Annotated in this window: 19 protein-coding genes; 7 read left to right on the plus strand and 12 right to left on the minus strand. The window is 39.7% G+C overall.

The window, feature by feature from the left end; all coding sequences use genetic code 11:
- Window positions 1-34: 34 nt before the first annotated feature.
- Window positions 35-2,239: a transglycosylase SLT domain-containing protein gene (locus tag IQ264_RS22995; protein ID WP_193983252.1), complete on the minus strand. Its 2,205-nt coding sequence runs from the start codon at window positions 2,237-2,239 to the stop codon at window positions 35-37.
- A 172-nt stretch (window positions 2,240-2,411) separates the two neighbouring features.
- On the opposite strand from IQ264_RS22995, the gene IQ264_RS23000 reads away from it, so the two are divergent.
- From IQ264_RS23000 to IQ264_RS23010, 3 genes are all read left to right on the plus strand, one after another.
- Complete coding sequence (locus IQ264_RS23000) at window positions 2,412-3,884, plus strand: leucyl aminopeptidase (protein ID WP_193983254.1); 1,473 nt, start codon at window positions 2,412-2,414, stop codon at window positions 3,882-3,884.
- A 367-nt stretch (window positions 3,885-4,251) separates the two neighbouring features.
- Window positions 4,252-6,018: a serine/threonine-protein kinase gene (locus IQ264_RS23005; protein ID WP_193983256.1), complete on the plus strand. Its 1,767-nt coding sequence runs from the start codon at window positions 4,252-4,254 to the stop codon at window positions 6,016-6,018.
- Between the two features lie 177 nt (window positions 6,019-6,195).
- Window positions 6,196-6,534, plus strand: a complete 339-nt coding sequence (locus IQ264_RS23010; protein WP_193983258.1) for a hypothetical protein — start codon at window positions 6,196-6,198, stop codon at window positions 6,532-6,534.
- Between the two features lie 98 nt (window positions 6,535-6,632).
- Here IQ264_RS23010 and IQ264_RS23015 read toward each other — a convergent pair whose 3' ends face one another.
- The 5 genes from IQ264_RS23015 to IQ264_RS23035 form a co-directional block, all read right to left on the minus strand.
- Window positions 6,633-6,881: a BrnA antitoxin family protein gene (locus tag IQ264_RS23015; RefSeq protein WP_193983259.1), complete on the minus strand. Its 249-nt coding sequence runs from the start codon at window positions 6,879-6,881 to the stop codon at window positions 6,633-6,635.
- Window positions 6,856-7,140 (minus strand): BrnT family toxin, encoded by a 285-nt coding sequence (locus tag IQ264_RS23020; RefSeq protein WP_193983260.1) that lies wholly within the window; start codon window positions 7,138-7,140, stop codon window positions 6,856-6,858. The genes IQ264_RS23015 and IQ264_RS23020 overlap by 26 nt, the downstream gene beginning before the upstream one ends.
- A 491-nt stretch (window positions 7,141-7,631) precedes the next feature.
- Window positions 7,632-8,240 (minus strand): transposase, encoded by a 609-nt coding sequence (locus IQ264_RS23025; RefSeq protein ID WP_193983261.1) that lies wholly within the window; start codon window positions 8,238-8,240, stop codon window positions 7,632-7,634.
- Between the two features lie 123 nt (window positions 8,241-8,363).
- Window positions 8,364-12,341 (minus strand): magnesium chelatase subunit H, encoded by a 3,978-nt coding sequence (locus tag IQ264_RS23030; protein WP_193983262.1) that lies wholly within the window; start codon window positions 12,339-12,341, stop codon window positions 8,364-8,366.
- A 41-nt stretch (window positions 12,342-12,382) separates the two neighbouring features.
- On the minus strand, window positions 12,383-12,556 hold the full coding sequence (locus tag IQ264_RS23035; protein ID WP_193983263.1) for a hypothetical protein: 174 nt from the start codon (window positions 12,554-12,556) through the stop codon (window positions 12,383-12,385).
- 494 nt (window positions 12,557-13,050) lie between these two features.
- Here IQ264_RS23035 and IQ264_RS23040 point away from each other — a divergent pair, with 494 nt between their 5' ends.
- Together IQ264_RS23040 and IQ264_RS23045 are read left to right on the plus strand one after the other, a co-directional pair.
- Window positions 13,051-14,064, plus strand: a complete 1,014-nt coding sequence (locus IQ264_RS23040; protein ID WP_193983265.1) for a hypothetical protein — start codon at window positions 13,051-13,053, stop codon at window positions 14,062-14,064.
- A 224-nt stretch (window positions 14,065-14,288) separates the two neighbouring features.
- Window positions 14,289-15,599 carry a lipid-A-disaccharide synthase gene (locus IQ264_RS23045; protein WP_193983267.1) on the plus strand — a complete coding sequence of 437 codons (1,311 nt, stop codon included), beginning with the start codon at window positions 14,289-14,291 and terminating at the stop codon, window positions 15,597-15,599.
- Here IQ264_RS23045 and IQ264_RS23050 read toward each other — a convergent pair.
- Genes IQ264_RS23050 through kaiC form a run of 4 tightly spaced genes read right to left on the minus strand, consistent with a single transcriptional unit; the run spans window position 15,563 to window position 20,257 of the window.
- A complete protein-coding gene (locus IQ264_RS23050) occupies window positions 15,563-17,821 on the minus strand; it encodes a bifunctional diguanylate cyclase/phosphodiesterase (RefSeq protein ID WP_193983269.1) in 2,259 nt (752 codons plus the stop codon). The two genes, IQ264_RS23045 and IQ264_RS23050, sit on opposite strands and share 37 nt — an antisense overlap.
- 8 nt (window positions 17,822-17,829) lie before the next feature.
- Window positions 17,830-18,186: a circadian clock KaiB family protein gene (locus IQ264_RS23055; RefSeq protein ID WP_193983271.1), complete on the minus strand. Its 357-nt coding sequence runs from the start codon at window positions 18,184-18,186 to the stop codon at window positions 17,830-17,832.
- Window positions 18,187-18,209: 23 nt separating this feature from the next.
- On the minus strand, window positions 18,210-18,536 hold the full coding sequence (locus IQ264_RS23060; RefSeq protein WP_193983273.1) for a circadian clock KaiB family protein: 327 nt from the start codon (window positions 18,534-18,536) through the stop codon (window positions 18,210-18,212).
- A gap of 32 nt (window positions 18,537-18,568) precedes the next feature.
- Window positions 18,569-20,257 (minus strand): circadian clock protein KaiC, encoded by a 1,689-nt coding sequence (gene kaiC / locus IQ264_RS23065; protein ID WP_193983276.1) that lies wholly within the window; start codon window positions 20,255-20,257, stop codon window positions 18,569-18,571.
- Window positions 20,258-20,813: 556 nt separating this feature from the next.
- Here kaiC and IQ264_RS23070 point away from each other — a divergent pair.
- Together IQ264_RS23070 and IQ264_RS23075 are read left to right on the plus strand one after the other, a co-directional pair.
- A complete protein-coding gene (locus IQ264_RS23070) occupies window positions 20,814-20,984 on the plus strand; it encodes a hypothetical protein (RefSeq protein WP_193983278.1) in 171 nt (56 codons plus the stop codon).
- A gap of 205 nt (window positions 20,985-21,189) precedes the next feature.
- Entirely contained in the window at window positions 21,190-22,116 is a 927-nt protein-coding gene (locus IQ264_RS23075) for a hypothetical protein (RefSeq protein WP_193983281.1), read from the plus strand.
- Between the two features lie 170 nt (window positions 22,117-22,286).
- On the opposite strand, the gene IQ264_RS23080 is transcribed toward IQ264_RS23075, so the two are convergent.
- Both IQ264_RS23080 and IQ264_RS23085 read right to left on the minus strand, forming a co-directional pair.
- Window positions 22,287-22,667, minus strand: a complete 381-nt coding sequence (locus IQ264_RS23080; RefSeq protein WP_193983286.1) for a hypothetical protein — start codon at window positions 22,665-22,667, stop codon at window positions 22,287-22,289.
- A 173-nt stretch (window positions 22,668-22,840) separates the two neighbouring features.
- Window positions 22,841-23,623, minus strand: a complete 783-nt coding sequence (locus tag IQ264_RS23085; RefSeq protein WP_193983283.1) for a PspA/IM30 family protein — start codon at window positions 23,621-23,623, stop codon at window positions 22,841-22,843.
- Window positions 23,624-23,967: the final 344 nt, after the last annotated feature.

Below are 23,967 nucleotides of genomic sequence, written 5' to 3' on the forward strand. Positions count from 1 at the left end.
CATCTCCCCATCTCCCCATTCCCCTTGTTCCCTATTAGGGATGAAACGACTGATGACCATATTGAGTGAGCATTTGAGCGATTTGGGGATTGTACAAACGTAAATAATTCCAGTAGTTTTCAAATACGTGCTCAACGTATCCTTTCGTTTCTGGAAAAGGAATATATTCCACAAATTCATCTGGATCTGTAAGTCCCAATTGATTGATCCATTTAGACACATTTCCTGGCCCAGCGTTATAACTGGCAACTGCTAACAAAGAGTTATTGTTGTAAGTATCATGGGTATGGTCTAAATACCAAGTACCTAGCCTGATGTTGTCGTTGGGATTTTCCAAGTTATAATCTTTTACGCTGATTTGTTGAGCCACCCATTTACCAGTAGCAGGCATAATTTGCATCAAACCTACAGCACCAGCAACAGAACGAATATCACTTTCAAATCGGGACTCTTGTCGCATTAAAGCAGTGACTAATAAAGGATTTAATTGATGCTTTTGCGCCCAAGTTTCTGTATACTCCAAAAATGGAAAAGGATAGAGAGAGTGCCAATAAATTGGTTGTTGTTTAAAAGCAGTAATTTCTGCTTCTTCTTCGGGAGTATCGCGCCACCAACTGAGGCTTTCTATTTGATTAATTCCGCGCCTATTTTCTCCTACAGCTAAGAGGAGAATCCCATCAGTGAATTGTTGTGCTACTGTGGGTTTAATTATGTTGTCAAACTCAGTTTGCCAAAGTGTCCAAGCATCTTTATCTTGACCTATTTGATGCAGTTCTTGTAATGCTGGCGATCCTGTGGGCAACTTAAGTCTTTCTTGGGGACGAACTACTTGGGGTATCTTTTGGCGCACTGTGTTAAAATTCCCAACATCTAAGCCCAACATAGTGGCGGAACGCCAAGCGTAGAAAGACCCTGGATATTTGGAGAGGACAAATTCAAAGGCAGTTTTGGCATCTTGGGAACGTCCTAAACGCTGTGCCCATTTACCTACCCAAAAACCTGCTTCGGGGGCTAATTCATGGTCAGGATTTTGTTTAGCAATTGGTTCAGCCCACTGCCAAGCTGATAAGTAATCACCTTGTTTGGCAATTTCTTTGGCGGCTTGCCAACGAAATTCTGTTACGGCATCAGAATTCCCGTATTTATTTAATGCTTCTTTTCGGGCTTGGGAAGCTAGTTCAGTATTTCTTAATTCGTCAAGAATTTTGGCTTTTTCTAATAAAGCTTGACCAGCATGATCGGGGAATTTTTCGATCGCTCGATCGAGGTAAAATATCCCATCTTCTGGCTTACTGCTCATCTGCGCTAGCCGGATCAATCCTAAGCCTGTGTCTTTAGCTTCTGGGAAAGTATTGATTAATCTTTGATACCCAGAGATTGCACCACTTTTATCACCTCCCAGTTGCCTTCCCCGCCCTGAACGGTATAAATTCAACGCTGTTGGTGGCGCACTAGCATAAGCTAATCCCGCTTTCTCGTACAGTCTTTTTTCCCAATAGTTAAAAGCAATTACTTCCCAATCTTTTGCTGTTAATTGATCTCGGAATTTAGTTGTTAATTGATCGATTGTTTGGCTAACTACTTTGTCATCATGAGAATTATGTAGTAAGATCCTCAGCAATGGTAATTGTTCAGGAGCTTTTTTCAAGCGATCTTGGACAATTTCCAAAGTTCGGGGATGATTGGGAAATTTGGCGATCGCTTGTTCCCAATATTTGGCATCATTCTGCCCCAAGGCAAACAATGCCTCCGCTGCTACCGGATTATCTGGATATTTTTCCAGCAATTGTTTCCAAGCTTCATTAGCTTTTTTTTGATCTTTCATACTCTGATATGCTTGGGCGCGTTTGAGCATCACATGAGCTGCTAAAACTGGATATTCTTTTTCTAAACCTTCTAACCAATCCAGTGCTTCTTTACCTTGCCCACGCTCAATTAAATCACTCGCCAATAAATAACGCGCTCGACTGCGATCGGGCGCTTGTAGGGGTGTCAATGATACCACTGGTAACGATGAATTCTGAGCAATTTCTAACAGTTTAGTAACTCTTTGTTCTGGTGGTAAACTGATTACAGGTAAAATTTCTGACTTCGGCTCTAACTTGTCGAGACCAGTCATTGCTCCAGACTTCTGCCAATCGCTCCATTTGCTTGTTACAACACCAACTCCTATGAGTAAAGCGGACATTCCTACACCAATAGCCATAGGAATGGGGTGGTTTCGCAGTCGCTTTCGCATCTTTATGTTCTCGCAGCCCAACAATCACAGCATCTTGTTTTGATTCTACCTTCAATATCCAAAAAACAAGATGCGAGTAAGTCTACCTGATAATGGTTTCTTAGGATAGAGAGCAGAAATACTTCAAGTTGATCGATACTGGTACAGGTACTAAATAGGTGGTATAAGCAGAATGGAATTTCGAGCTACCAATACTCCGCGTTTAGACTGGTCTGGAGATGGACTGGCAATTGGATTTTTTGAAGATGCGGTAGAGTTAACTGGGGATCTAACAGAGCTAGATCAAAAATTTTCCGGTGTCTTGCAAGAATTAATTGCGGAAACCGAATTTAAGGGAAAAGTCAACAGTAGTGCTGCTACTCGCGTTGGTAGCAATAGCCCTGTTCGTAAGTTAATCTTGGTGGGCTTGGGTAAAGCCCAAGAACTAGAGTTAAATACTTTAAGGCTAGCAGCAGCAAGCATCGCTCGGTTAGCCAAAAAGGAAAAGTGCAAGACTTTGGGAATTAGTTTACCTGTGTGGCAAAATGACCCAAGTTTAACGACTAGCGCGATCGTACAAGGCGTGGAATTAGCACTTTACCAAGATCATCGCTTTAAATCTGAATCAGAAGATAAAGGTTTACTACTCGAACAGGTAGATTTAATCGGATTAGCTGGTCAAGAAGCGGCGATCGATCGAGCAAAAAAAATCACTTCTGGTGTTAACTTAGCACGGGAATTAGTCGCTGCACCAGCTAATGCTGTGACTCCCCTAACTATGGCCGAAACAGCCCAAAATATAGCCAATGAATACGGCTTAATTGCCGAAATTCTGGAAAAAGAAGATTGTGAAAAATTAGGTATGGGAGCTTTTTTGGGTGTAGCCCAAGCTTCTGATTTACCACCTAAGTTTATTCATCTCACTTATAAACCAGAAGGTACTCCCCGGAAGAAATTAGCAATTATTGGTAAAGGTTTGACTTTCGATTCTGGTGGGTTAAATATTAAAGGTGCTGGTAGCGGCATCGAAATGATGAAAATCGATATGGGTGGTGCTGCGGCGACTTTGGGTGCGGCAAAGGCGATCGGTCAATTAAAACCAGATGTGGAAGTTCACTTCATTTCTGCGGTGACAGAAAATATGATTAGTGGTCGCGCTATTCACCCAGGCGATGTCTTGAAAGCTTCCAACGGTAAAACTATTGAAGTGAATAACACCGATGCGGAAGGACGTTTAACTTTAGCTGATGCCTTGGTGTTTGCTGATAAATTGGGTGTGGATGCGATCGTTGATTTAGCCACCCTCACAGGTGCTTGTGTCATTGCTTTAGGTGATGATATCGCGGGTTTGTGGAGTCCTGACGATAACGTAGCTAATCAATTGCTAGCAGCCGCCCAAACAGCAGGGGAAAAACTTTGGCGAATGCCAATGGAAGAAAAATATTTCGATGGGCTAAAATCCATCATTGCAGATATGAAGAATACAGGCCCTCGTGCAGGTGGTTCGATCACTGCGGCTTTATTCCTCAAGCAATTCGTTAAAGAAACACCTTGGGCTCATTTAGACGTTGCTGGCCCAGTTTGGACAGAAAAAGAAAGCGGTTACAACAATGCTGGTGCGACTGGATACGGTGTACGTACTTTAGTGAATTGGGTGCTTAGTTAATTAGTTTAGGGTGGGCTATGCCCACCTTGTTGTTAAACTTGCTACAAACCAATAAAATTTTCGAGAAACTTTCAGTTATAAATTTTAAAACAAAGGAAAATTAGCGAACAAATTCGCCTATTTTTTTGGGAAAATGTTATTTATTATAGAATCCCAAACTAGAACTTATTAGATGCTAATCTTAACAGTAGCAAATTTTTGGAATATCAACCTGACCGCCCCTAAACTCATAGGTAGTAATAAAGGGTGTTGTTCTGACTTAATAATAAAGCCGTTTGCTTTTTTTCTTGAGGACACCTAACTTTTATCCTTCTAGCCTCAGCCTTAACTTTTAGTGCAACCAAACCCAACATTGATTCATCAGCTTATGAAAAACTTCCCAGATTTTTCTAAACAAGGTTATCAAGTGCAGAAAGAGTTAGGCCATAATCGTTCTTGTGGTCGAGTGACTTATTTAGCAGTTGATACAAAAACTTATCTGCCTGTAGTAATTAAACACTTTCAGTTTGCTCAATTAGGTGCTAGTTGGACAGACTACGAAACTGTGGAAAAAGAAATTCAATTATTGCGCCATCTCAATCATCCGAGTATTCCCAACTATTTAGACTCGTTCCAAACTCCTTCTGGTTTTTGTTTAGTGCAAGAGTATAAACAAGCGCCATCTTTAGGTCAACCACGTTACTTTAACCCCAAGGAAGTTAAAGAAATTGCTGTGGCAATTTTGGAAGTTTTGGTATATTTGCAACAGCAAAACCCGCCAATAATCCATCGTGACATTAAACCAGAGAATATTTTGGTCGATCGCCAAAATGAATTCAAAGTTTATTTAGTAGATTTTGGTTTTGCTCACATTGGTAGCGGTGAAGTAGCGATTAGCAGTGCCGTTAAAGGTACGCTAGGCTTCATGCCACCAGAACAATTGTTTAATCGTCAATTAACAGAAGCTTCCGATCTCTACAGTTTAGGTGCTACCCTAATTTGTTTGTTAACTCAGACGAAATCAACTCAAATTGGCAATTTAATTGATGACCATTATCAGATTAATTTTAAGCATTTGGTGTCGCAACTCAACCCAGAATTTATTGAATGGTTAGAAGAAATAGTTGCACCAAACTTGAACGATCGCTTTCCCAATGCTCAAGATGCTTTAGAAGTACTTCAATCTATTGAAGTACTCGCCCACGACTCTACTAAAGAAGCTGGCACAGGCTTCAAGTTGCACAAAAGAGCAATTCCAGTAATAGCTTTTGGCGCTTTTTCGATACTCGGCTTTTCCGTAGCAACTTATTCCAAAGTAACAGCAGAAAATAATCGCCTCAAACAGCTAAACTTCCAACTCAAAGATCAAGTATACAATAGCAAGCAATCAATGATAGATTTGCTGCTAAAAACTCGTCAATGTCCCCAATGCGAGTTAGGAAATACCTATTTAGTAGGTGCAAACTTAGAAAACGCCGCTTTAAAAGGCGCTTACTTAGTAAATTCTAACTTGGAAAATGCCAATTTAGAACGCGCTTCTTTAGCAGGTGCAAATCTCCAAGAAGCTAATTTGAAAGGAGCGAATTTAGAAAACGCTAATTTAGGTTACGCTAACCTATTATCCGCCAAAATAGAAGGCGCTGATTTACGAAATGCGAATCTTTGGGGCGCTAAGTTAGGCGGCTACGTTAACTTTAGAGGTGCCAATTTAGAAGGTGCTAATTTAGGATATGCTCAGCTTACAGGTGTATACTTTGGCAATGCTAACTTGAAAAATGTTAGCCTTTGGGGTGCTAATTTAACAGGTGCTTTCTTAGGAGGTGCTAAGTTAGGTAATGCTAAGTTAAAAGACGCAATTTTAGCAGGTGCTAATTTAGCCGATGCTGACTTAGAAGCAGCTTATTTAGAAAGTGCAAATTTTGCAGGTGCAAAACTATTAGGTGCTTATTTGGAAAATGCAGATTTAAGCAAGGCTGACTTAGATGGTGCAGATTTGCGCGGTGCTAATCTCAAAGGTGCTAATTTAAGTAATGCCAATCTTCGAGGTGCAAATCTTCGAGGTGTCAATCTGCAAAATGCGAATCTAGAAGGTGCAAATATCCGCGAAGCTAATCTCAAAGGTGCAACAATGCCTGATGGATCGACATATAAATAAATCGCTTTTTCGGTTTAATTAACTTTTCAAAAGCATCCAAGATGGATGCTTTTGTTTTTTATAAATTAGGGTAAATTGGGTGACAATTTTACTAAATAAATGCTCAATAAAATGGTACTTAATCAACCCAATCGGTATAATAATACTAGTAACTAATTAAATAACTAAGGATGGTATATGAGTTGGGTTACTGATGTACTATTACTGTTTAGTTTAGGTGAACTCTATGACGATGAAGAGGAAAAACTTGAAGAAGTTATTCCATTAAACAACATAAACGCTTGGCTTCAAGAAAATGGATGGCGAACTCTCAATAATTTAAACCAATATGTAAATACTGGAAAGCCAATGACAAGCCCTGTATATGGTGGTGCATTCAACTTTTTAAAGATTGACGAATTCATCAAGATTGTCAAAACGCAAGCATGGCGGGAACCGCATAATGTACAACTGCTTATTAAAGATGAAGAAGACGAAAAATTTACTATGTATGAAATTGAAACTGTTGGTTCTTAATAGTATCAACAATAAATTTAGTTACTGCGATCGATCAAAAGCGCCACAGTTATAGGCGATCGCGCTTCTGTGCGACCCTCATATTTTTTTAGCATCTATTAATCCTTCTGATGTTCAACATAAGAACGCAGAACAGCATTCATCAAAGATTGATAACCCTTTCCTTGGCTTTTAAACCAGTCTAAAACATCGCTATCAACCCTGATAGAAATGGCTGTTTTAGTAATCGGTTTCACCAGCTTTGCCTTTGACCAAAAATTAGCATCTAACTCAGGAATATCAGATGTATCGATGGCTTCTTCTGGGATATTTTTTAATTCTTCAAGTCGTTTCCGCGAGATACTCATAGTAGGTTTTTCTTTCTTGTCGAGTGGCTTTTCTGGCAGAGATAATGCGGATTGCTCCATTTCTTTCAGTATGCACTACGGTGACGATAACCACGCCCTGTATTGCACCGATACTAATTTCTCGGATTTCTCCATAGTCGAAACGCTCATCAATGGCGGTAAAAACGATTCCGTCAAATATTTCTTGCGCTTCTTCAAAGCTAATGCCATGTTTCCTCAGATTTTGGGTATTTTTGTCTTCATCCCATTCAAACAGCATGAATGTGTATATACAAAATGTATCTATTATAATAACTCATAAAATCGCACTTTTGCGACATTAGCATCAACTTAGTCACTGCGATCGATCCTCGCACAACAGTTTTAGGCGATCGCATTTTTTTACCTCACCCGATCGCATCGGAATTAGTTGCGATCGGCTTTCGGGGTAGCCAGTTCCCATCTTGTTGCACATACCCTGATTCTTCAAGAACTTATGTTAACGTAGCCATTACCTCACATTCCTCGAAAAACGCTTTTAAAGTTTCTTGAACAGATTGTCTGGCTTCTTCGATCTATTCCCCAAAACTAGAAACATTTAAATCTGAGCAAATTCCTATATATAAATTTCCTTCTTGTAGAATCTCAATTCTTACTTCTATTTTCCCTATCACAGCTTTTTTAAACCTCTCGATTTAGAGAAAATACACGGCTATATTGTAAATTGTAGAGACGTTGCATGCAAAGTCTCTACAATCTAGAATAACATTTTTACATCCACAGGTTTTCGGGATTTTTACATTCATTTTCCCATTTTGCTGGATTGTTAATAATATATTTGCGAATTCGCTCTAAAGCAATACTATTACGAATAACATGGTCATAAAATCGGGGTTGCCAAGCGAAAGATTCATAACCATTAATATGACACCAACGATTAACAGCAGATTTGTAAGAACGCATAATAACACTCAGACTTCCTGCTTTGGGGGATATTTCCGACATTGCTTGCGAAATATTATGGTTATCATCTGCTGTTTTCCTTTCATTGGTTAGTGGTGTTGTTGTTGTAGAGACGTTGCATGCAACGTTTCTACATTTAGGACGAGCAATAATTATGATTCCATGTATATGATTCGGCATTATTACATAAGCATCTAAATAAGTATATTTAAAATGAATAGGAATGTTTAGCCAGAATTCTTCTGCTATTTTTCCAATTGCTGTTAATTGTATTTGATTTGCGATCGCATCCCCCAAAAAGCACAACTTTTGATATGTACAAATCGTAACAAAATACCACCCATTAGTAGAATAATTATAATGTTTTAATCTAATAGATTCACTTTTATACTTGTCTTTAAATCTTGAGTCTCTCATAATTTTGCGGTGAATGTCGATTCATCAAATTAATAATCAATGCCCCTTTATCAAGGAAAAATCATCATAAAATGTAGAGACGTTGCATGCAACGTCTCTACATCATCATTATTGTTTATTCGACTATTCTACGCCTTCAATTCGATCCTCAACCTCCTGATACAACTGGCGCAATAAATCCAAATTACTTTCATTTGTCTCCCAATAACCACGACCATTCGCTTCTAACAAAGTAGTCACAACTTTGCGGAAAGAATGGGGATTTAAGTTCATCAAACGCTGACGCATTTCTTCATCTTTGATGAATGTACTGTTAGCATCCTCATAAATCCAGTTATCGACAGCGCCAGCAGTCGCACTCCAACCCATTGTATTTACCAAACGTTTGGAGAGTTCCCGCACACCTTCATAACCGTGAGAAAGCATACCTTCGTACCACTTGGGATTTAACAGTTTGGTACGCGCATCTAAACGCACGGTTTCTGATAGTGTCCGCACCTGTGCATTGGCGGTTGTGGTATCAGCAATGTAGGATACTGGTGTCTTACCATCACCGCGTAACTTGGCGACAACTTTTGTGGGGTCGGAATCGTAATAATGGGAAACGTCTGTTAAGCTAATCTCGGAAGAATCGAGGTTTTGGAAAGTTACTTCCGCAGTTTTTAAGGAAGATTCAAAAATCTTTCTTGACTCTTCCATCATCCCTGGATTATCAGCACTGAAGGCGAAAGATTTGCGGTTCAGGTACATTTCCTGTAACTCTGCTTCGTTTTCCCAAGTGCTGTTTTCTACTGCTAGGTTGATGTTAGAAGAATAGGAACCGGAAGCGTTAGAAAATACGCGAGTTGCAGCTTGACGCAAGTTGATTCCCATTTCTTCTGCTTGCTGCAATGCGTGTTTGCGAACAAAGTTCATTTCTACAGGTTCTTCTGCTTCCGCTGCCATCTTAATTGCTTGGTCTAGCAGGTTCATTTGATTGATGAACAAATCGCGGAATACACCGGAACAATTGACTACAACATCAACTCTGGGACGACCTAATTCTTCTAACGGAATTAGTTGCAATTTATTCACTCTTCCTAATGAATCAGGAACGGGTTTTACACCCACCATCCACATAATTTGGGCGAGAGATTCGCCGTAGGTTTTGATGTTGTCAGTTCCCCAAAGTACGCAAGCAATTGTTTCGGGCCATTTGCCGATTTCTTCTCTTTGTCTTGCCAACAATCTGTCAACTACAACTTTGGCAGCTTTCACTGCTGCTGCTGTAGGAATTGATTGGGGATCTAAGGCGTGAATGTTTTTACCTGTTGGCAAAACATCGGGGTTACGAATTGGATCTCCGCCGGGTCCCGGTAATACATATTCGCCTTCTAATGCCTTTAACAATGCGCCTAATTCGTTATCGGCGCAAACTTGTTTTAGGCAGAATTCCAAGTATTCAAACAAGGGTTTAATTGCTTCGGGATCAACCTTGGCATAACCTGCTTTATGTAATGCTTCGATCCAAGGTTCTTTTTTACCCATGTTGAAGAAATTCAACTTGGAAACTAGGGAAACTCTGCCATCTGCATCGGTTTGTTCTTTGACTAAAGCGGCAACGGCGGCGCGAGTGGCAAGGGTGATTTCTTGTAATAGCTGAACGTCTTCTAAAATGCCTTTGTCGCTATTAACATAAATCTCGTCTATGTTGCGTCCGATGCTGTTAGCAATAATTCGGGGTAAGCTGAGGATTTCTTCTTCGTTTCTGTCTAAGGAAGCGATGTTTACTAAAGTTGCGATCGCTTCTTCCGAACTCGGCGGTTTACCAATTACGTGCAACCCACAAGGTAACAACCGCGATTCAATTTCCATCAGTTTTCGATACACCAAACCGACGATATTATCCCGTTCTTCGGCAGACATATCCTTGGCATCTGTTTCTGGCAATTCAATGTCTTTATCCAAATTTACCAAACGGCATTTATCCATGATGGTGTTCACAATGGGAATACCACGTCCGGTATCTTTTAAAGTTTGGTAAGAACCGATTAATTCACTCAGTTCTTTTAACCCTTTATAAAGTCCGGCATTTTCTGCTGGTGGGGTCAGGTAACTGATAGTTTCGGCATAACTCCGACGCTTGGCAATTGTTGCTTCGCTGGGGTTATTGGCGGCGTAATAGTAAATATTTGGAATCGAACCAATGAGATTATCTGGGTAACATTCTCCCGACATTCCCATCTGTTTTCCAGGCATGAATTCCAGCGAACCGTGAGTGCCAAAATGCAACACCGCGTCAGCTTGCCAGATGCGTTCTAGATAGGTGTAATAAGCGGCGAAACCGTGATGGGGACTGGCAGAACGAGAGAACAACAACCGCATTGGGTCGCCTTCATAACCGAAAGTTGGTTGTACGCCAATGAAGACATTTCCGAACTCTTTGCCGTAAATTAATAGGTTTTGTCCGTCACTATTTAAATGTCCTGGTGGGGGTCCCCAATTTTCGTGCAATCTTTCGGAATAAGGTGTCAATTCTTCATATTCTGGCACCGACATCCGATAAGCAATATTCAATTCGGGAGTGGCATATTGTGCCTGGGCATCGTGGATAACTTCTAGCATCAGCTTTTCGGCTGATTCTGGTAATTCTGGCAAGTCGTAACCGTTATGTTTGAGGGCTTTCATTACCTCATAAATTGAACCGAAAACATCTAAATATGCTGCGGTTCCCACGTTGCCTTTATCGGGTGGAAAGCTAAAAACGGTGATGGCAATTTTTTTATCTAATTTAGGTTGACGGCGTAATTTTGCCCATTTTAAAGCGCGTTGTGAAATTGCTTCGATGCGGTCTTGTAATGCGATCGCCTTTCCAGTTGCCCCATCTCTTCCCGATAAGATGATTGGTTCGATCGCACCATCCAACTCAGGAATTGCTATCTGTAACGCCACCTGAATTGGGTGCAAACCTAAATCGCTATCTTGCCATTCTTCGGTAGTTTGGAACACCAAAGGTAACGCCACCATATAAGGGCGATTTAACCGTTTTAGTGATTCGATCGCTTTCGGATGATCTTGTCTTGCGGGGCCACCAACTAAAGCAAAACCTGTTAAAGAAATCACCACATCTACTATTGCAGAAGCAGCATTTCCATTCACCGTTCCGCCAAAGTAAGCATCAACTGGTTTGGAGAAATCTAAACCCCCGGCAAAGATGGGAATAACTCTTGCGCCCATCGCTTCCAATTCTTGGACTATTGCTACATAATGAGCATCATCACGAGTTACCAAATGAGTCCTTTGTAGCACTAAACCTACACAAGGAGCTAAGGGATCTTTTAAATCCGCAGAAATATCTTGCCGACTGTTATACCAGTTGAAATATTCTTTGACATCCTCAAACATTGTCGGTGCCATTGGATGCCAAATTCCCATATCGGGATAAGTAACAGGGTCTTGAAACTTCAGTTTTTGCTCGCCTTTGTAGACATATTTATCTGCTAACATCAGCAGAAAGTTTTCTAGGTTTTCTGAAGAACCGCCTAGCCAATATTGGAAACTAAGCATGAAGTTTCTCGCATCCTGCGCCTTATCCATTGGTAAATATTTCAGGACTTTGGGCAGAGTTTGCAAAAGCTTCAGCATTCCATCTTGGAAACCGGAACCTGACTTTTCTTTGCGCTTCCGCATGAATTGAGCGATCGCACTTTTTGACTGTCCCAACTGTGCCATTGAAAAGCTGCCCATTTTATTTAGGCGCATTACTTGTGGCATCGAAGGAAAGACAACAGCGACATCTAAATTGTCCCGATGTGGTTCCACAGCAGCAACAACTTTTTCTGCCAAATCTTCAATAAAAATCAACGAAGCGATAAAGACATTAGCATCAGCGATATCGCGTTTAAAATCCTCATAGTTTTCTCGATCGCGCAACTCTTCGATTAAATAACCACTAATTTCAATCGCCAAATCAGGGTTATTTTTATTAATCGAATTCACTGCCGCTGAAAGGGTACTCTGATATTGCGGCTCAAGCACGACATAGACCACCTTGAGTAAAGACCGCCCCATGAGGTTGTCTGGTGTAATGCGTCGAATGGTGGACTTGACGTGGGTAAACATTCAGTTAGGCTCCTTATTTTGGGCTAGCTAGTCATCAATCATCAGTCAGCTAATCCTTGGCTGGTGGGCAGCGGGCTTCCTTTGGTACGGGCGGGTTTTGTGGTTAATCGTTCTGCTGCGATCGCAGACTTATCTCCTAAACCCGCCCCTACAACCTCAAGACCCCAGACTCGCTGAAATCTCCGTTTTTGTGCCGATCGTGAAAATAGGCACATTAGTTGGTTTTACCAAAAAATGCTTACTAAATGCGGGTTTTGGCCCCTATCCGATACAAATTGATAAAATTTTGGAAATATTTGGTTACAAATCTTGACAATAGCTGCAATATATACTTAAATTTATTGATTTAATTATAATTTTTTTTAACAGAAAATACAAAATATATCTAAATCACCAAATTTTTTTGTAACTATTGATTAATTTAAAAGCAAATCTCACCAGATCTTAAATAAAAATTGATAATCGATGTAATTATCAATTTTTATAATAAGCAGAAAAACTGGGAAAATACCCAAAATCTTAGCGTTAAATATAATTTTCACTATCCTTAACGAAAATTAATGCTCTAGTTTCCGCTGACAAAAGCAATTTGCTCAGGTTACGGTTTACCATTGTATGTGAAAATCCTCTCGAAAAAGTCAGAAGAGGGACAGCTATAGCTTGGTGGTCAATTTACTGCTTTACCTAGTTAATTTAAGTGTGAGGAAATATGGCTTATTTCAACGAATTCAGCGAGTTTCTTTATCAAAATAGCTACCCAGACGTTAGCGCCAGCGTCAATACTCCCAGAGGTTTCGTTTCAGGATTACAACATTTTTCGCTTTACGGTGTATACGAAGGTCGCACCTCTGCATCACCCTTTTTTAATGAGCAAGCCTATTTAACCCTATATCCAGATGTAAGAAATGCTGTAGCATCAGGAGTCTTTAAATCTGGATTAGAACATTTTACTTTCAATGGTGCTCAAGAAGGACGTTACTCCCCCATAGGCACATTTGATTCAGAACAAGTTTACTTAAAAAAATACCCTGATGTAGCAGCAGCAGTAAAACAAGGTTTATTTTATTCTGGATATGACCACTACCTGAAATACGGGCAATTCGAGGGTCGTGTTCCCGGCTGGTTCAATGAGCAAGCTTATCTAGTTCGGAACCCAGATGTGGCAGCAGCTGTCGGCGTTGCTAACCCAACAAATGGTGTTGTCACATTTAATTCAGGTTTTGAGCATTACCTTCTCTTTGGACAGTATGAAAACCGATTTCAAATCTTTAGCGGTACGTCCGGTAATGACATTGTTAACAGTTTTGGTGCCAACGGAACTAACCTGACAGGCGTTGACTATGTGGCTTTGTCGGCAAACCCAGTTGATTACACTCTTGGAAGCACTACATTTCAAGTCGATACTCTAATCGGTAGCCCAGTAAGCGATCGTTACCTGCTAGGTTTCGGTAGAAGCCCATCAAATCCCAATCCCAGACCGTTGTATGTTGGTGGTGGCAACGCTGACTATGCTCTGATTCGCAACTTTACTAAAGGATCGGATTTAATCCAGCTAGCAGGCTCGCTTACCGATTACAACCAAGTAGTAAGTGGTAACAACCTTAACATCTCGACCAAGAATGGCAACGATTTAGTAGCTATTGTCGAAGGAGTCACATCGCCCCTGAGCTTAGCTGGTGCAAATGCTGTCAATACTGCCACAGGTACTTTTGTAATAACTTAGAACATTGAACTTTAAGTAAACTCTAAGTTAAGGTTCTCTAGTTCGAGGAAGTATAGCAACCGCCAAGGCGGTTAAGGCAAGATGAAAAGTCAGAACCCTTGTTTTTAAGATTTTTTCCTTCTGCCTTCTGCTTTCTGCCTTCTGCCTTCTGCTATATAAGACAGATATATTTTGGCGGGAGTTCTGAAGAACTCACCGCTTACTTATTTGTTTATACTTAAATAATGTTGTTGCAACCATCTGATATTTTAATTCTTTCTAATGGCCCCGGAGAGTTAGCGACTTGGGTGCGTCCAGTGGTCAAAGCTTTACGGCAAGTTTTGGGAAACGATCGCGCAAACATCCGCATTTCCCTAATCTTATCCCCTTGTCCCAATGCGAGTGGAAAAGAAGTTGAAATTGCCGAAAGCTACCCAGAAATCGATCGCGTACAAGCACCAGAAAACTTTTTTTCCTTTCTCTTCACAGGTAAAACCGCCGCAAATTGGGATTGGCGCAAAAACGGTGTAGTTCTGTTTTTAGGTGGCGATCAATTCTACACAGTAATTATTGGCAAACGCTTAAATTATCGCACCGTTACTTATGCCGAATGGGACGCACGTTGGCATCAATGGATTGATAGATTTGCTGCGATGACACCTAAAGTTATTGCCAAGTCTCCCCAGAAGTATGCACATAAATTTACCATTGTTGGTGATTTAATGGCAGAAGCTCAGGGAGCAGAGGAGCAGAGGAGCAGAGGGGCAGAGGAGCAGAGGAGCAGAGGGGCAGAGGGGCAGAGGAGCAACATTGAATTAATTGGGTTGTTGCCGGGATCTAAGCCTGCTAAGTTGGCTCAGGGTGTGCCTTTGGGGTTGGCGATCGCACAACAAATCCACAACTTCAGACCAACAACAAAATTTATCATCTTCGTCGCTCGAACTTTAGATGTTCACACATTAGCCAAATTTGCCGATCCCCAACAAAATTCGATCGTTAAAAAGCTGGGTTGGGCAAGTGCTGAATTAGTATTTTATCAAGCATCAAACCAATATTTTATGAAAACAGAAAGCGGTTTGAATGTAGAATTATGTACAGAATCTCCCCCATATCAATTACTATCTCAATGCCGGATTTGTCTGACAACTGTAGGAGCAAATACTGCTGAATTAGGTGCTTTAGCAGTACCCATGCTTGTCTTAATTCCCACCCAACAATTAGACGCAATGCGAAGTTGGGATGGTTTACCAGGGTTATTAGCAAATACACCAATAGTCGGTTCTATTTTCGCTAAATTAATTAACTGGTTAGTATTACAAAATAAAAAGTTATTTGCTTGGCCTAATATTTGGGCAAAAGCCGAAATTGTCCCAGAATTAGTGGGAAAATTACAACCGGAAAAAGTAGCCGAAATGGTTTTAGACTATTTGGAACATCCAGAAAAATTGCACCAAATGAGCGATCGCCTCCGTGCCGTTCGCGGTCAATCAGGTGCAGCCGAAAAAATAGCCCAAATAGTTCAAGAAGAATTAACCCTTGCCATCAATAAAGACTGAGCAGCTTTTGCATCCAAAGGTCGAGCAAAAAAATAACCTTGACCAAACTCGCAACCTAATTCTTGCAATTTTCTGCATTGCTGTTCAGTTTCGATCCCTTCAGCAATAACATTTATATTTAATTGATGAGCCAATGTAATAATAGCTCGAACAATGTTTACAGAATCTTCCTCTGTAGAGATGTTAGTGATAAAAGAACGATCGATCTTTACACTATTAAAAGGCAAACGATGGAGATAACTAAGGGAAGAATAACCAGTACCAAAATCGTCAATACTTAACTCAATCCCTCTCTGCTTCATCTGCGTGAGAAAGTCACTGAAAGACGCTTTATTTTCCATCAGCAAACTTTCCGTAATTTCCAACTTTAGACTTTTCGCAGGTAATCCTGTAGCAGCGAGAATTTCGTCAACTTTTTCTACACAATTGGATTCCTGTAACTGTCTTCCTGAAACATTAACACTCATCCTGAATGAAACCGCATTCTCAAAATGTTCTTGCCATGCTTTTATTTGACGACAAGCTTCACTTAATATCCACTCACCGAGAGGAATAATTAACCCAGTTTCTTCAGCAATAGGGATAAATTTTTCCGGTGAAATTAACCCTTTTTGGGGATGTTTCCAGCGTACTAAAGCTTCAAAACCTTCCAGCTTTAAAGTGATTAACGAGAAAATTGGTTGATAGTACAGCATAAATTGTTGATGCTTTAAAGCTTCACTCAGCGCCCCTTCTAACTCTAACTTTTCTACCTCTAATTTCCGAGTAGTTCGCTGGTACAAAGATGGTTCAAAAATCCGATAACAAGCTTTACCAAAATGCTTCGCATCATACATCGCTAGATCCGCATTACTCAAAAGCTCTGTTGCGTGAACGATCTTCCTTGAAGAGAAAGTAATCCCCATACTAGCAGTGATAAAAATTAGTTTTCCGTCAATCGTAATTGGTAAATTGAAGCTGAGCATCAGGCGTTCTGCGATCTGAATTGCCTCTTCTTTACTATGAATGTCCAGGAGTAATATAATAAACTCATCACCGCCTAAGCGAGCAACAGTATCACCAGAACGGACACACTGACTAAACTTTTTGGCATAGGCTATTAATACTTTATCGCCCATTTCATGCCCCAGCGTGTCGTTGATTAGTTTAAAGCGATCTAAATCTAAAAACGCAACCGCAAACAAATAATTTTGATCTCGTTTTGAGTGTTCGATCGCTTGTTCAAGTCGATCCATTAATAAAATGCGATTCGGTAAACCTGTTAAGGCATCATATAAAGCATTGCGACGTAATAATTCCTCGGCACGGTTACGATCTGTAACATCGATCGCCATCGACATAAATGTTTTTCTACCATCAGGCAGTATACTTAAAGGTAGACTATGAAAGTTCCAAATTCGCTGTTCTCCCCAACGAGTTTTAATCGGAAATTCTCCCAAATTAACTTTGCGATCGATTTGGTAGATTCGCTCAATTAGGGAAAGCATTAGGTCTTGATTTTCTGCAAAAGCCGATTCTAACCAATTGGTAATTTTCCGTAAATCATTGATACTATAACCAGATAATTCCGTCCAAGCTTGGTTAATTTCCAGCACCTCTCCATCTTCAGCATATATAATCATCGGAAATGGAGAATCAATAAATGATTTACGAAAACGCTCCTCACTTTCCCGCAAAGCTTCTTCTTTGCGTTTGTATTCTGTCAGATCGGTAATAATAATACAGTAAATATAAGTATTACCCATATTTAATTGGCTTAGAGATAGTTGCACCGGAATTTCATTTCCAGTACAACTAATTAACAATATTTCTTCAGTTATTGCTATCTGTTTTTGCGCTTGTTGTAAAAAACTTTCAAATCTAGGCAAATCTTGGTAAAAAACAAATTTTTGAAATCGAGAACCGATGATATTTTCTAAAGGGCAGCCTAAAAGTTTTGCTAACTTCTGGTTAGAATACAAAATAAATCCTTCCCAAGAAACTGTAGCTGCTCCCTCTCCCATTTGTTCAACAAAAAGCCGATAAATATAATCTACACCCTCAAGTGTAAAAACCTTCTCAACTTCCTCTGTACTCACCACTACAGCATCAACTTCACCAAGACGAATTGCTTGTATTGTTTGTTGGGCAATAGTTTTTTGCTCACGAAGCACCCTGATTTGCGCTTGGAGTTCATCTATTGTTTGTAGTAATTTTACAATTCTACTTTCTGAGTCTTCCATAAATTTATTCAAACATGATTCTGAATTGAACAAATATCTAAACCTACTAAAACTTTCTCAGTATTAGACAAATTACCAATCAAAATTTGTAAAGGAGGAGGTAGTTGCTTAATTAAAGTAGGAATGGCAAAAATATTTCCGGGAACAGCCATTGCTGGATTTTGATAGATGTCTATTACCTCTAATTCATAACGTTCTTTGAGATACTCTTCACAAATTTTTGTCAGGTTTTGTAATGCCTGAATCGATTGGGGCGTTGTTCCCGCAATATAGAGACGTAAAACATAATATCTCCGATCTTGCTGGTTAATCGCCTGTTCCAATGAATCGATAATATCCTGCTCAAATTCTTCTTCGTTAACCATGAGTATTGCTCCCAACTGATAATTTACTGGTCAGCTTTTCTGTGATTTATCTCTAATCCAACCAGCACTTTTTCTTGATTCGACAAATCGCCAATTATCTGTTTAATCGGCATGGGTAATTTCTTAACTAAAGTTGGCAAAGCAACTATTTGATCTTGTTTAGCGAGATAAGGTTGTTTGACTAAATCAATTACCTCAATTTGATACTGCCCCTGAATATATTCTTCACAAATTTTTTTTAAATTTGCAAAAGCAGCCAGAGATTTAGGAGTTTGTCCCGCTACATATAATCGTAATTGCCAAATCTCGGAGCCAGAAATATTTATTGTTTCAGAAAAGTTATCTGTCATTCTTTTTCCTCCACTAGGTTTGATTAATCTGCTTAATCGCCCTTACGTAACTTCACCATTACTTCTTGATTTTTGAGAAAGTTTTTTTGATTATTTTCAGCTTGTTTAATCATTGAATCTAACACTTCATGCTGAGTTTTTAATTGAACTTGAAGTGCTGTAATTTGTGCTTCTAGGATCTCAGTTTGACTTTCTAACTCCCGTTTTTTCTGTTCAAATTTTTGCAGGCGGCTGAGTTGCTCGAATTCTTCTTGCGCTTTTTGGGCGGCTCTTGCTGTTCCAGTTAGAAAAGTACCTTGACCTACATAAACATCAATTAGTTCTATACCTTGCTTAGTTAACAGAAATTCCCGTACCTGATTGGAATGTTCCATCCCACGAGATTTGAGAATATAAAGAAGTCGATTTCGCTCTCCATTAGTTTCTAAGGTACGAACTTCTAACCAAGTATCCATCAAAGATGATACTCCAATTTCTGTACGTTCTAGAGGAGTACCGCCTGGTGTTAAATCGGTTAACAAAACTGTGATTTTTTCAGACTTTAAAAAGTCGATCAGGCGCATGAAAAAGGCTTTGCTTTGTCGAGTATTTCCACTTAAACTCATATTGCTCATCGGATCGATAATTAGCGATCGCGGCTGAAATTCTTTGATCCAATTGTGAATCTTTACCAAACGCATTTCTAAGCCATAAGCTGTCGGGCGTACCGCCTCAAATCGCAACAAATCTTTTTCGATATATTGATGCAAATCAAGCCCAATAGAAAGCATATTGCGGAGAATTTGCTGCGGCGCTTCTTCTGTTGCTAAATATAAACAACGTTCCCCTCTTTGGCAGGTTGCTTGAGCAAAATGAGCTGCGATCGTACTCTTACCCGTTCCCGCCATCCCCGTAACCAAAATACTACTCCCCCGATAGTAGCCCCGACCATCTAGCATAGTATCTAATCTGGGAATTCCGCTGGAAATGCGATCGTTAGAAACCTCATGATTTAATCCCACCGAGGTAATTGGTAGTACTGAAATTCCCTCTTCTTCAATCAAAAATGGATATTCATTTGAACCATGACTAGACCCTCGGTATTTCACGATTTGCAAATAGCGAGTTGTCAATTCTTCAGTAGTTCTTTGTTCCAAACGAATCACACAATCCGAAACGTATTCCTCTAATCCCTGACGAGTTAAAGAATGTTCCCCACGTTCACCCGTGATAATCGCTGTTACACCTTGGCTTTTCAACCACTGAAATAATCGTCTTAATTCTGCTCGGATAATGGAAGCATTAGATAAACCCATAAATAGAGTTTCAATGGTGTCTAAAACTACTCGTTTTGCACCAACTTCTTCAATCGCAAAACCTAGACGAATAAATAAAGCTTCCAAGTCATATTCACCAGTTTCTTGGATTTCATGGGGATCGATGTAAACATGATCTATAGACAGCTTTTTCTCCTCAACTAACTGCGTTAAATCCCATCCCAAAGAAGTTACATTCTCCGTTAGTTCTTCCGCTGTTTCCTCAAAAGCCATCAATACACCCGGTTCGCCATACTCAGTTGCACCCCTGACTAGAAATTCAACACTGAACAAAGTTTTACCGCTTCCAGCGGAGCCACAAATTAAAGTTGGGCGGCCTTTTGGTAAACCCCCGCCTGTAATTTCGTCTAGTCCCTGAATCCCTGTTAGGCATTTAGGGAGTTGTTTGTTCTGAGTTTTTTTCATAATATTTAAGGAAGTTTTTCAAGACATTTGTACAATTTTTTCTGTTGTTTGTTTCCTACTCCTTGTTGCGAAACTTGCTATTAATTACTAAGCACAGACTTCCTAACCGCAAATTCTTTAGGCTGGCAGTAAATTTTCATAGTTCGATCGCTCAAGGAAAATCAGCTTTTTAAATCGGAAACAGGATTCAAATTATTTTTTATTATCAGAAAATATTTATATTGAAGGCGGTTCCTACTTTACCCAATGTTACCGATTTTTAGGGAACCAAGTTAGCTGAGGGAAATGCGATCGCTAATTAGGCAGCAGCGCACTGCCATACTCAATAAAGCTATACAACACCAAGGAAGAAAAGGAAGAAGACCGAGGGGATAGCTAATCCGATTTTGATCTAACTAGATTCTGTCAGGTGAGTCACAGCCTTAAAATTATTACTCCTTGGCTAAATTATACTGCCTGACTTAACTATAGAAGCTAAAAATTTTATGTTATTAGTTTGAGTTAATAAAGGTGCATAAATTTTTGTTAAAAAAAATACCACAAAACTCTCCATCTCTTGAGTATCAGGAGGGCAAAAGCCAAAATTGGCCCCCAATTAGCGGGACAATTACAACCGGAAAAATTAGCTGAAATAATTTTAGACTTTTTGGAACATCCTAAAAAATTACCAGAAATGAGCGAACTCCTCCGTGTCTCCCAGGTCAATCAGGTGCAGCCTAAAAGTTAGCTCAAACAATATCAGACGAACTTGACAATTTAAAGTTAAATTCAATTAATCTTTTTTGATTAAAATAATTTGAACTTTTTATTTAAATAATTAAGATTTACATTGATTTTAATAAGCGATAAAACATAGGTAATATATTAAGATTAATGGCTAGAATTAGCCATTAATCTGGTTGCCAAAAATACTGTTATTGAGGAAACATAAAATGAGTTATGCAATTTTCAACGAGAGTTATTACTTAAGTAATTATCCTGACGTACAAGCAGCAGTTAATGCTAGAGTGTTTAGCTCCGGTCTAGATCACTTTCAGAAAGCGGGAATTACAGAAGGTAGAACTCTTATATCTCCTGCTTTTGATGAAAACACCTACTTACAAAAATACCCAGATGTAGCAGCAGCAGTTAAAAACGGAGTTATCAAATCCGGTGTACAACACTTTATTTTGGCAGGAGAAGCTGAAGGACGTACTGGAACTCCGGCTGGAGGTCCCGATCCAATCAACTTTTTCAATGAAAAATCCTACATTATCAACAACTTGGATGTAGCTAATGCGGTGAGATTAGGTATTTACAAATCTGGTTTGCAACATTACCAAATAGCCGGACAAGCTGAGGGAAGAATTGGCTATTTTACAGGTTCTAATGCTAGTGATGTCGTCACTGCTTTTGGGCCGAAAACAGAGATATATGGAGTTGGCGTTACCAACGTAGTTGATGACGCTAGTGGTGAAACTTATGATATTAGAACTACTAGTAATGGCTCCGGTGAAATTGATACCCTAATTGGTGGATCTGGACAAGATGAATTTGTACTGGGTACTGGTCGTTTGTCAACTACTTCTGGTACGGCTGGCGTTCAATCTTACTATCTCAGTTCCAAAGATAGTGGTAATGACGATTATGCTCTAATTCGTAATTTTGAGAAAGGAAAAGATACCATTGTTCTGGCTGGCCCACCATCTCAATACATTTTAGTGCCTAATGGTTACAGAGGAAATTTAACGATTTATACAACTTCCAACAGCAATTTAGGCAGGCAAAGCGATCTTGTAGCAGTAGTCGAGGGAAATCCCAATCTCGCCATTATTAACCCAGTGGATGCTAACAAGAGTGGATATACCCTATTGGCTTAGTCAGCTGTTACTCATTGCAATTAGCAGTTTACATATCAGGGAAGCAGGGGAACAAAGTTGAAAATTAAATTTAAAATTCCCCCATATCTAAATTCAATGTCTACAATCTTATTAAATTTAAAAAGGTATAATGTAGGGAAAAATTTAAAGTTTACATTTTGGATTTTTCCTTACTTCATACCATCTCTACGACCCAATTCATAAATACCACAACCAACACAAGCTAACATTCCTACGCTAATTGCCCAACTGCTACCTAAAGTAAATTCCACGCCATAATTACAGATTCCACCTGCTATTAAAAAAGGAATAATACTTAAGATAGATGCGTAAAAAGCGTTTTGTGATTCTCTAGCGCGACGAGTCTTTTCAAACTCTGCTTCTGAAGTATAGAGACTGCGTTCAGCGAAATTGAACCAGCGTTTCAATTGATCCATGATCCACTCGCCCAATTGCCAAAAACCTAAATATAAAGCTAGTGACCATAAACCAGCACCTGCGATCGCAGTAGTATTAACAGTTAAGCTGAAGGGAAACAAGTCATTGAGCATAAGGCAAGTCACTCGATTTTAGATTTTAGATTTGGGATTTTGAATTGAGACAAAAATTAACTAGGATAATTTTGGAATATCCAGATTGTAACGAAATTTTAGCTAAAATTAAGCCTGGATAAAATTTGCAATTTACCCAGGCTAATCTTTTATTGGTTAAACAACTTATTAATTTATAGTTGATCCATCTGTCTTTTTAGTTCTTCCAAATCCTTATCAACAGCCGAATTTGATGGAGTGCTAGCAGAAGTAGTGCTAGATTGAGCAGTACCAGGTAAAGCCGCTTGATTAGGAGCAGAACCACTCAACTGAGCCTTCATCCTCGTCAACTCATCATCAACATCGCTACCAGCTTCCAAAGCCGCAAATTGCTGTTCTAAATTAGTACCAGTCAACTCTTGCGCTGACTGAGCACGAGCTTCCATCATCAGCACTTTTTCTTCCATGCGCTCAAAAGCGCCCATTGCCGTGCTAGTACCCAGCTTACCAACTGCATTTTGCAATTGCTCTTGAGCCTTAGCAGCCGCAATCCGAGACTTGAGCATATCCTTCTTAGTTTTAGCTTCAGAAATCTTGCTTTCCAAAGCTATCAAGTTACGCTTCAGGGTATCTACAGTAGCCGTTTGCTGATCTAATGTAGTTTTTAAGGCAGTAGCAGTTTCGGTTTGAGACTTTTTGCGTACTAAAGCTTCTCTTGCGAGATTTTCATCACCTTTAGTTAAAGCCAGCTGTGCTCGTTGCTGCCAGTTATTTGCTTCAGTTTGAGCTTGATTATACTGTTGCTGGGTGCGTTTTTGAGTGGCGATCGCCTGAGCAACTGCTTGACGCAACTGCACCAGGTCTTCCTGCATATCAATAATAGACTGTTCGAGAATTTTTTCCGGGTCTTCAGCCTTACTGACTACATCATTTAGATTCGCTCGGACTACTCGGCTAATGCGATCAAACAATCCCATAACTTTATTTTTCCTTTAAGGGTGTACAAGGGGCGATTAAAACAGACTGTTGGCAAGATCCTAACCTGAGTGCGAATTCAGTTGGCTATCTGCCAGATTAGTTCAGCCACAAAATAGCATCCATATAATTTACAAGTGTAAGCCGCTTCTTCCAGGGATTTACACAATAGACTAACATCGCGACTGAAAATACGCTGCCTTAAATCCAGTTTAACTACTTAAAACAGCAAGCTTGCCTGTCCAATTTAGGAATTTTCCGGTTATTGGTAAACAAATGGGAAATATTACTAAGGGAGAGTTTTGAATTTCGAGTTTTGAGTTTTGAGTTTTCCTCCTTCCTGCCC

It is taken from the genome of [Phormidium] sp. LEGE 05292 (assembly GCF_015207735.1).
Classification (GTDB): Bacteria; Cyanobacteriota; Cyanobacteriia; order Cyanobacteriales; family Aerosakkonemataceae; genus Floridanema.

Bases quoted from the DNA above. Each gene is read 5' to 3' on its own strand.
- IQ264_RS22995 (WP_193983252.1), bottom strand. From the start codon at position 2,239: ATGCGAAAGCGACTGCGAAACCACCCCATTCCTATGGCTATTGGTGTA.
- IQ264_RS23000 (WP_193983254.1), top strand. From the start codon at position 2,412: ATGGAATTTCGAGCTACCAATACTCCGCGTTTAGACTGGTCTGGAGAT.
- IQ264_RS23005 (WP_193983256.1), top strand. From the start codon at position 4,252: ATGAAAAACTTCCCAGATTTTTCTAAACAAGGTTATCAAGTGCAGAAA.
- IQ264_RS23010 (WP_193983258.1), top strand. From the start codon at position 6,196: ATGAGTTGGGTTACTGATGTACTATTACTGTTTAGTTTAGGTGAACTC.
- IQ264_RS23015 (WP_193983259.1), bottom strand. From the start codon at position 6,881: ATGAGTATCTCGCGGAAACGACTTGAAGAATTAAAAAATATCCCAGAA.
- IQ264_RS23020 (WP_193983260.1), bottom strand. From the start codon at position 7,140: ATGCTGTTTGAATGGGATGAAGACAAAAATACCCAAAATCTGAGGAAA.
- IQ264_RS23025 (WP_193983261.1), bottom strand. From the start codon at position 8,240: ATGAGAGACTCAAGATTTAAAGACAAGTATAAAAGTGAATCTATTAGA.
- IQ264_RS23030 (WP_193983262.1), bottom strand. From the start codon at position 12,341: ATGTTTACCCACGTCAAGTCCACCATTCGACGCATTACACCAGACAAC.
- IQ264_RS23035 (WP_193983263.1), bottom strand. From the start codon at position 12,556: ATGTGCCTATTTTCACGATCGGCACAAAAACGGAGATTTCAGCGAGTC.
- IQ264_RS23040 (WP_193983265.1), top strand. From the start codon at position 13,051: ATGGCTTATTTCAACGAATTCAGCGAGTTTCTTTATCAAAATAGCTAC.
- IQ264_RS23045 (WP_193983267.1), top strand. From the start codon at position 14,289: ATGTTGTTGCAACCATCTGATATTTTAATTCTTTCTAATGGCCCCGGA.
- IQ264_RS23050 (WP_193983269.1), bottom strand. From the start codon at position 17,821: ATGGAAGACTCAGAAAGTAGAATTGTAAAATTACTACAAACAATAGAT.
- IQ264_RS23055 (WP_193983271.1), bottom strand. From the start codon at position 18,186: ATGGTTAACGAAGAAGAATTTGAGCAGGATATTATCGATTCATTGGAA.
- IQ264_RS23060 (WP_193983273.1), bottom strand. From the start codon at position 18,536: ATGACAGATAACTTTTCTGAAACAATAAATATTTCTGGCTCCGAGATT.
- kaiC (WP_193983276.1), bottom strand. From the start codon at position 20,257: ATGAAAAAAACTCAGAACAAACAACTCCCTAAATGCCTAACAGGGATT.
- IQ264_RS23075 (WP_193983281.1), top strand. From the start codon at position 21,190: ATGAGTTATGCAATTTTCAACGAGAGTTATTACTTAAGTAATTATCCT.
- IQ264_RS23080 (WP_193983286.1), bottom strand. From the start codon at position 22,667: ATGCTCAATGACTTGTTTCCCTTCAGCTTAACTGTTAATACTACTGCG.
- IQ264_RS23085 (WP_193983283.1), bottom strand. From the start codon at position 23,623: ATGGGATTGTTTGATCGCATTAGCCGAGTAGTCCGAGCGAATCTAAAT.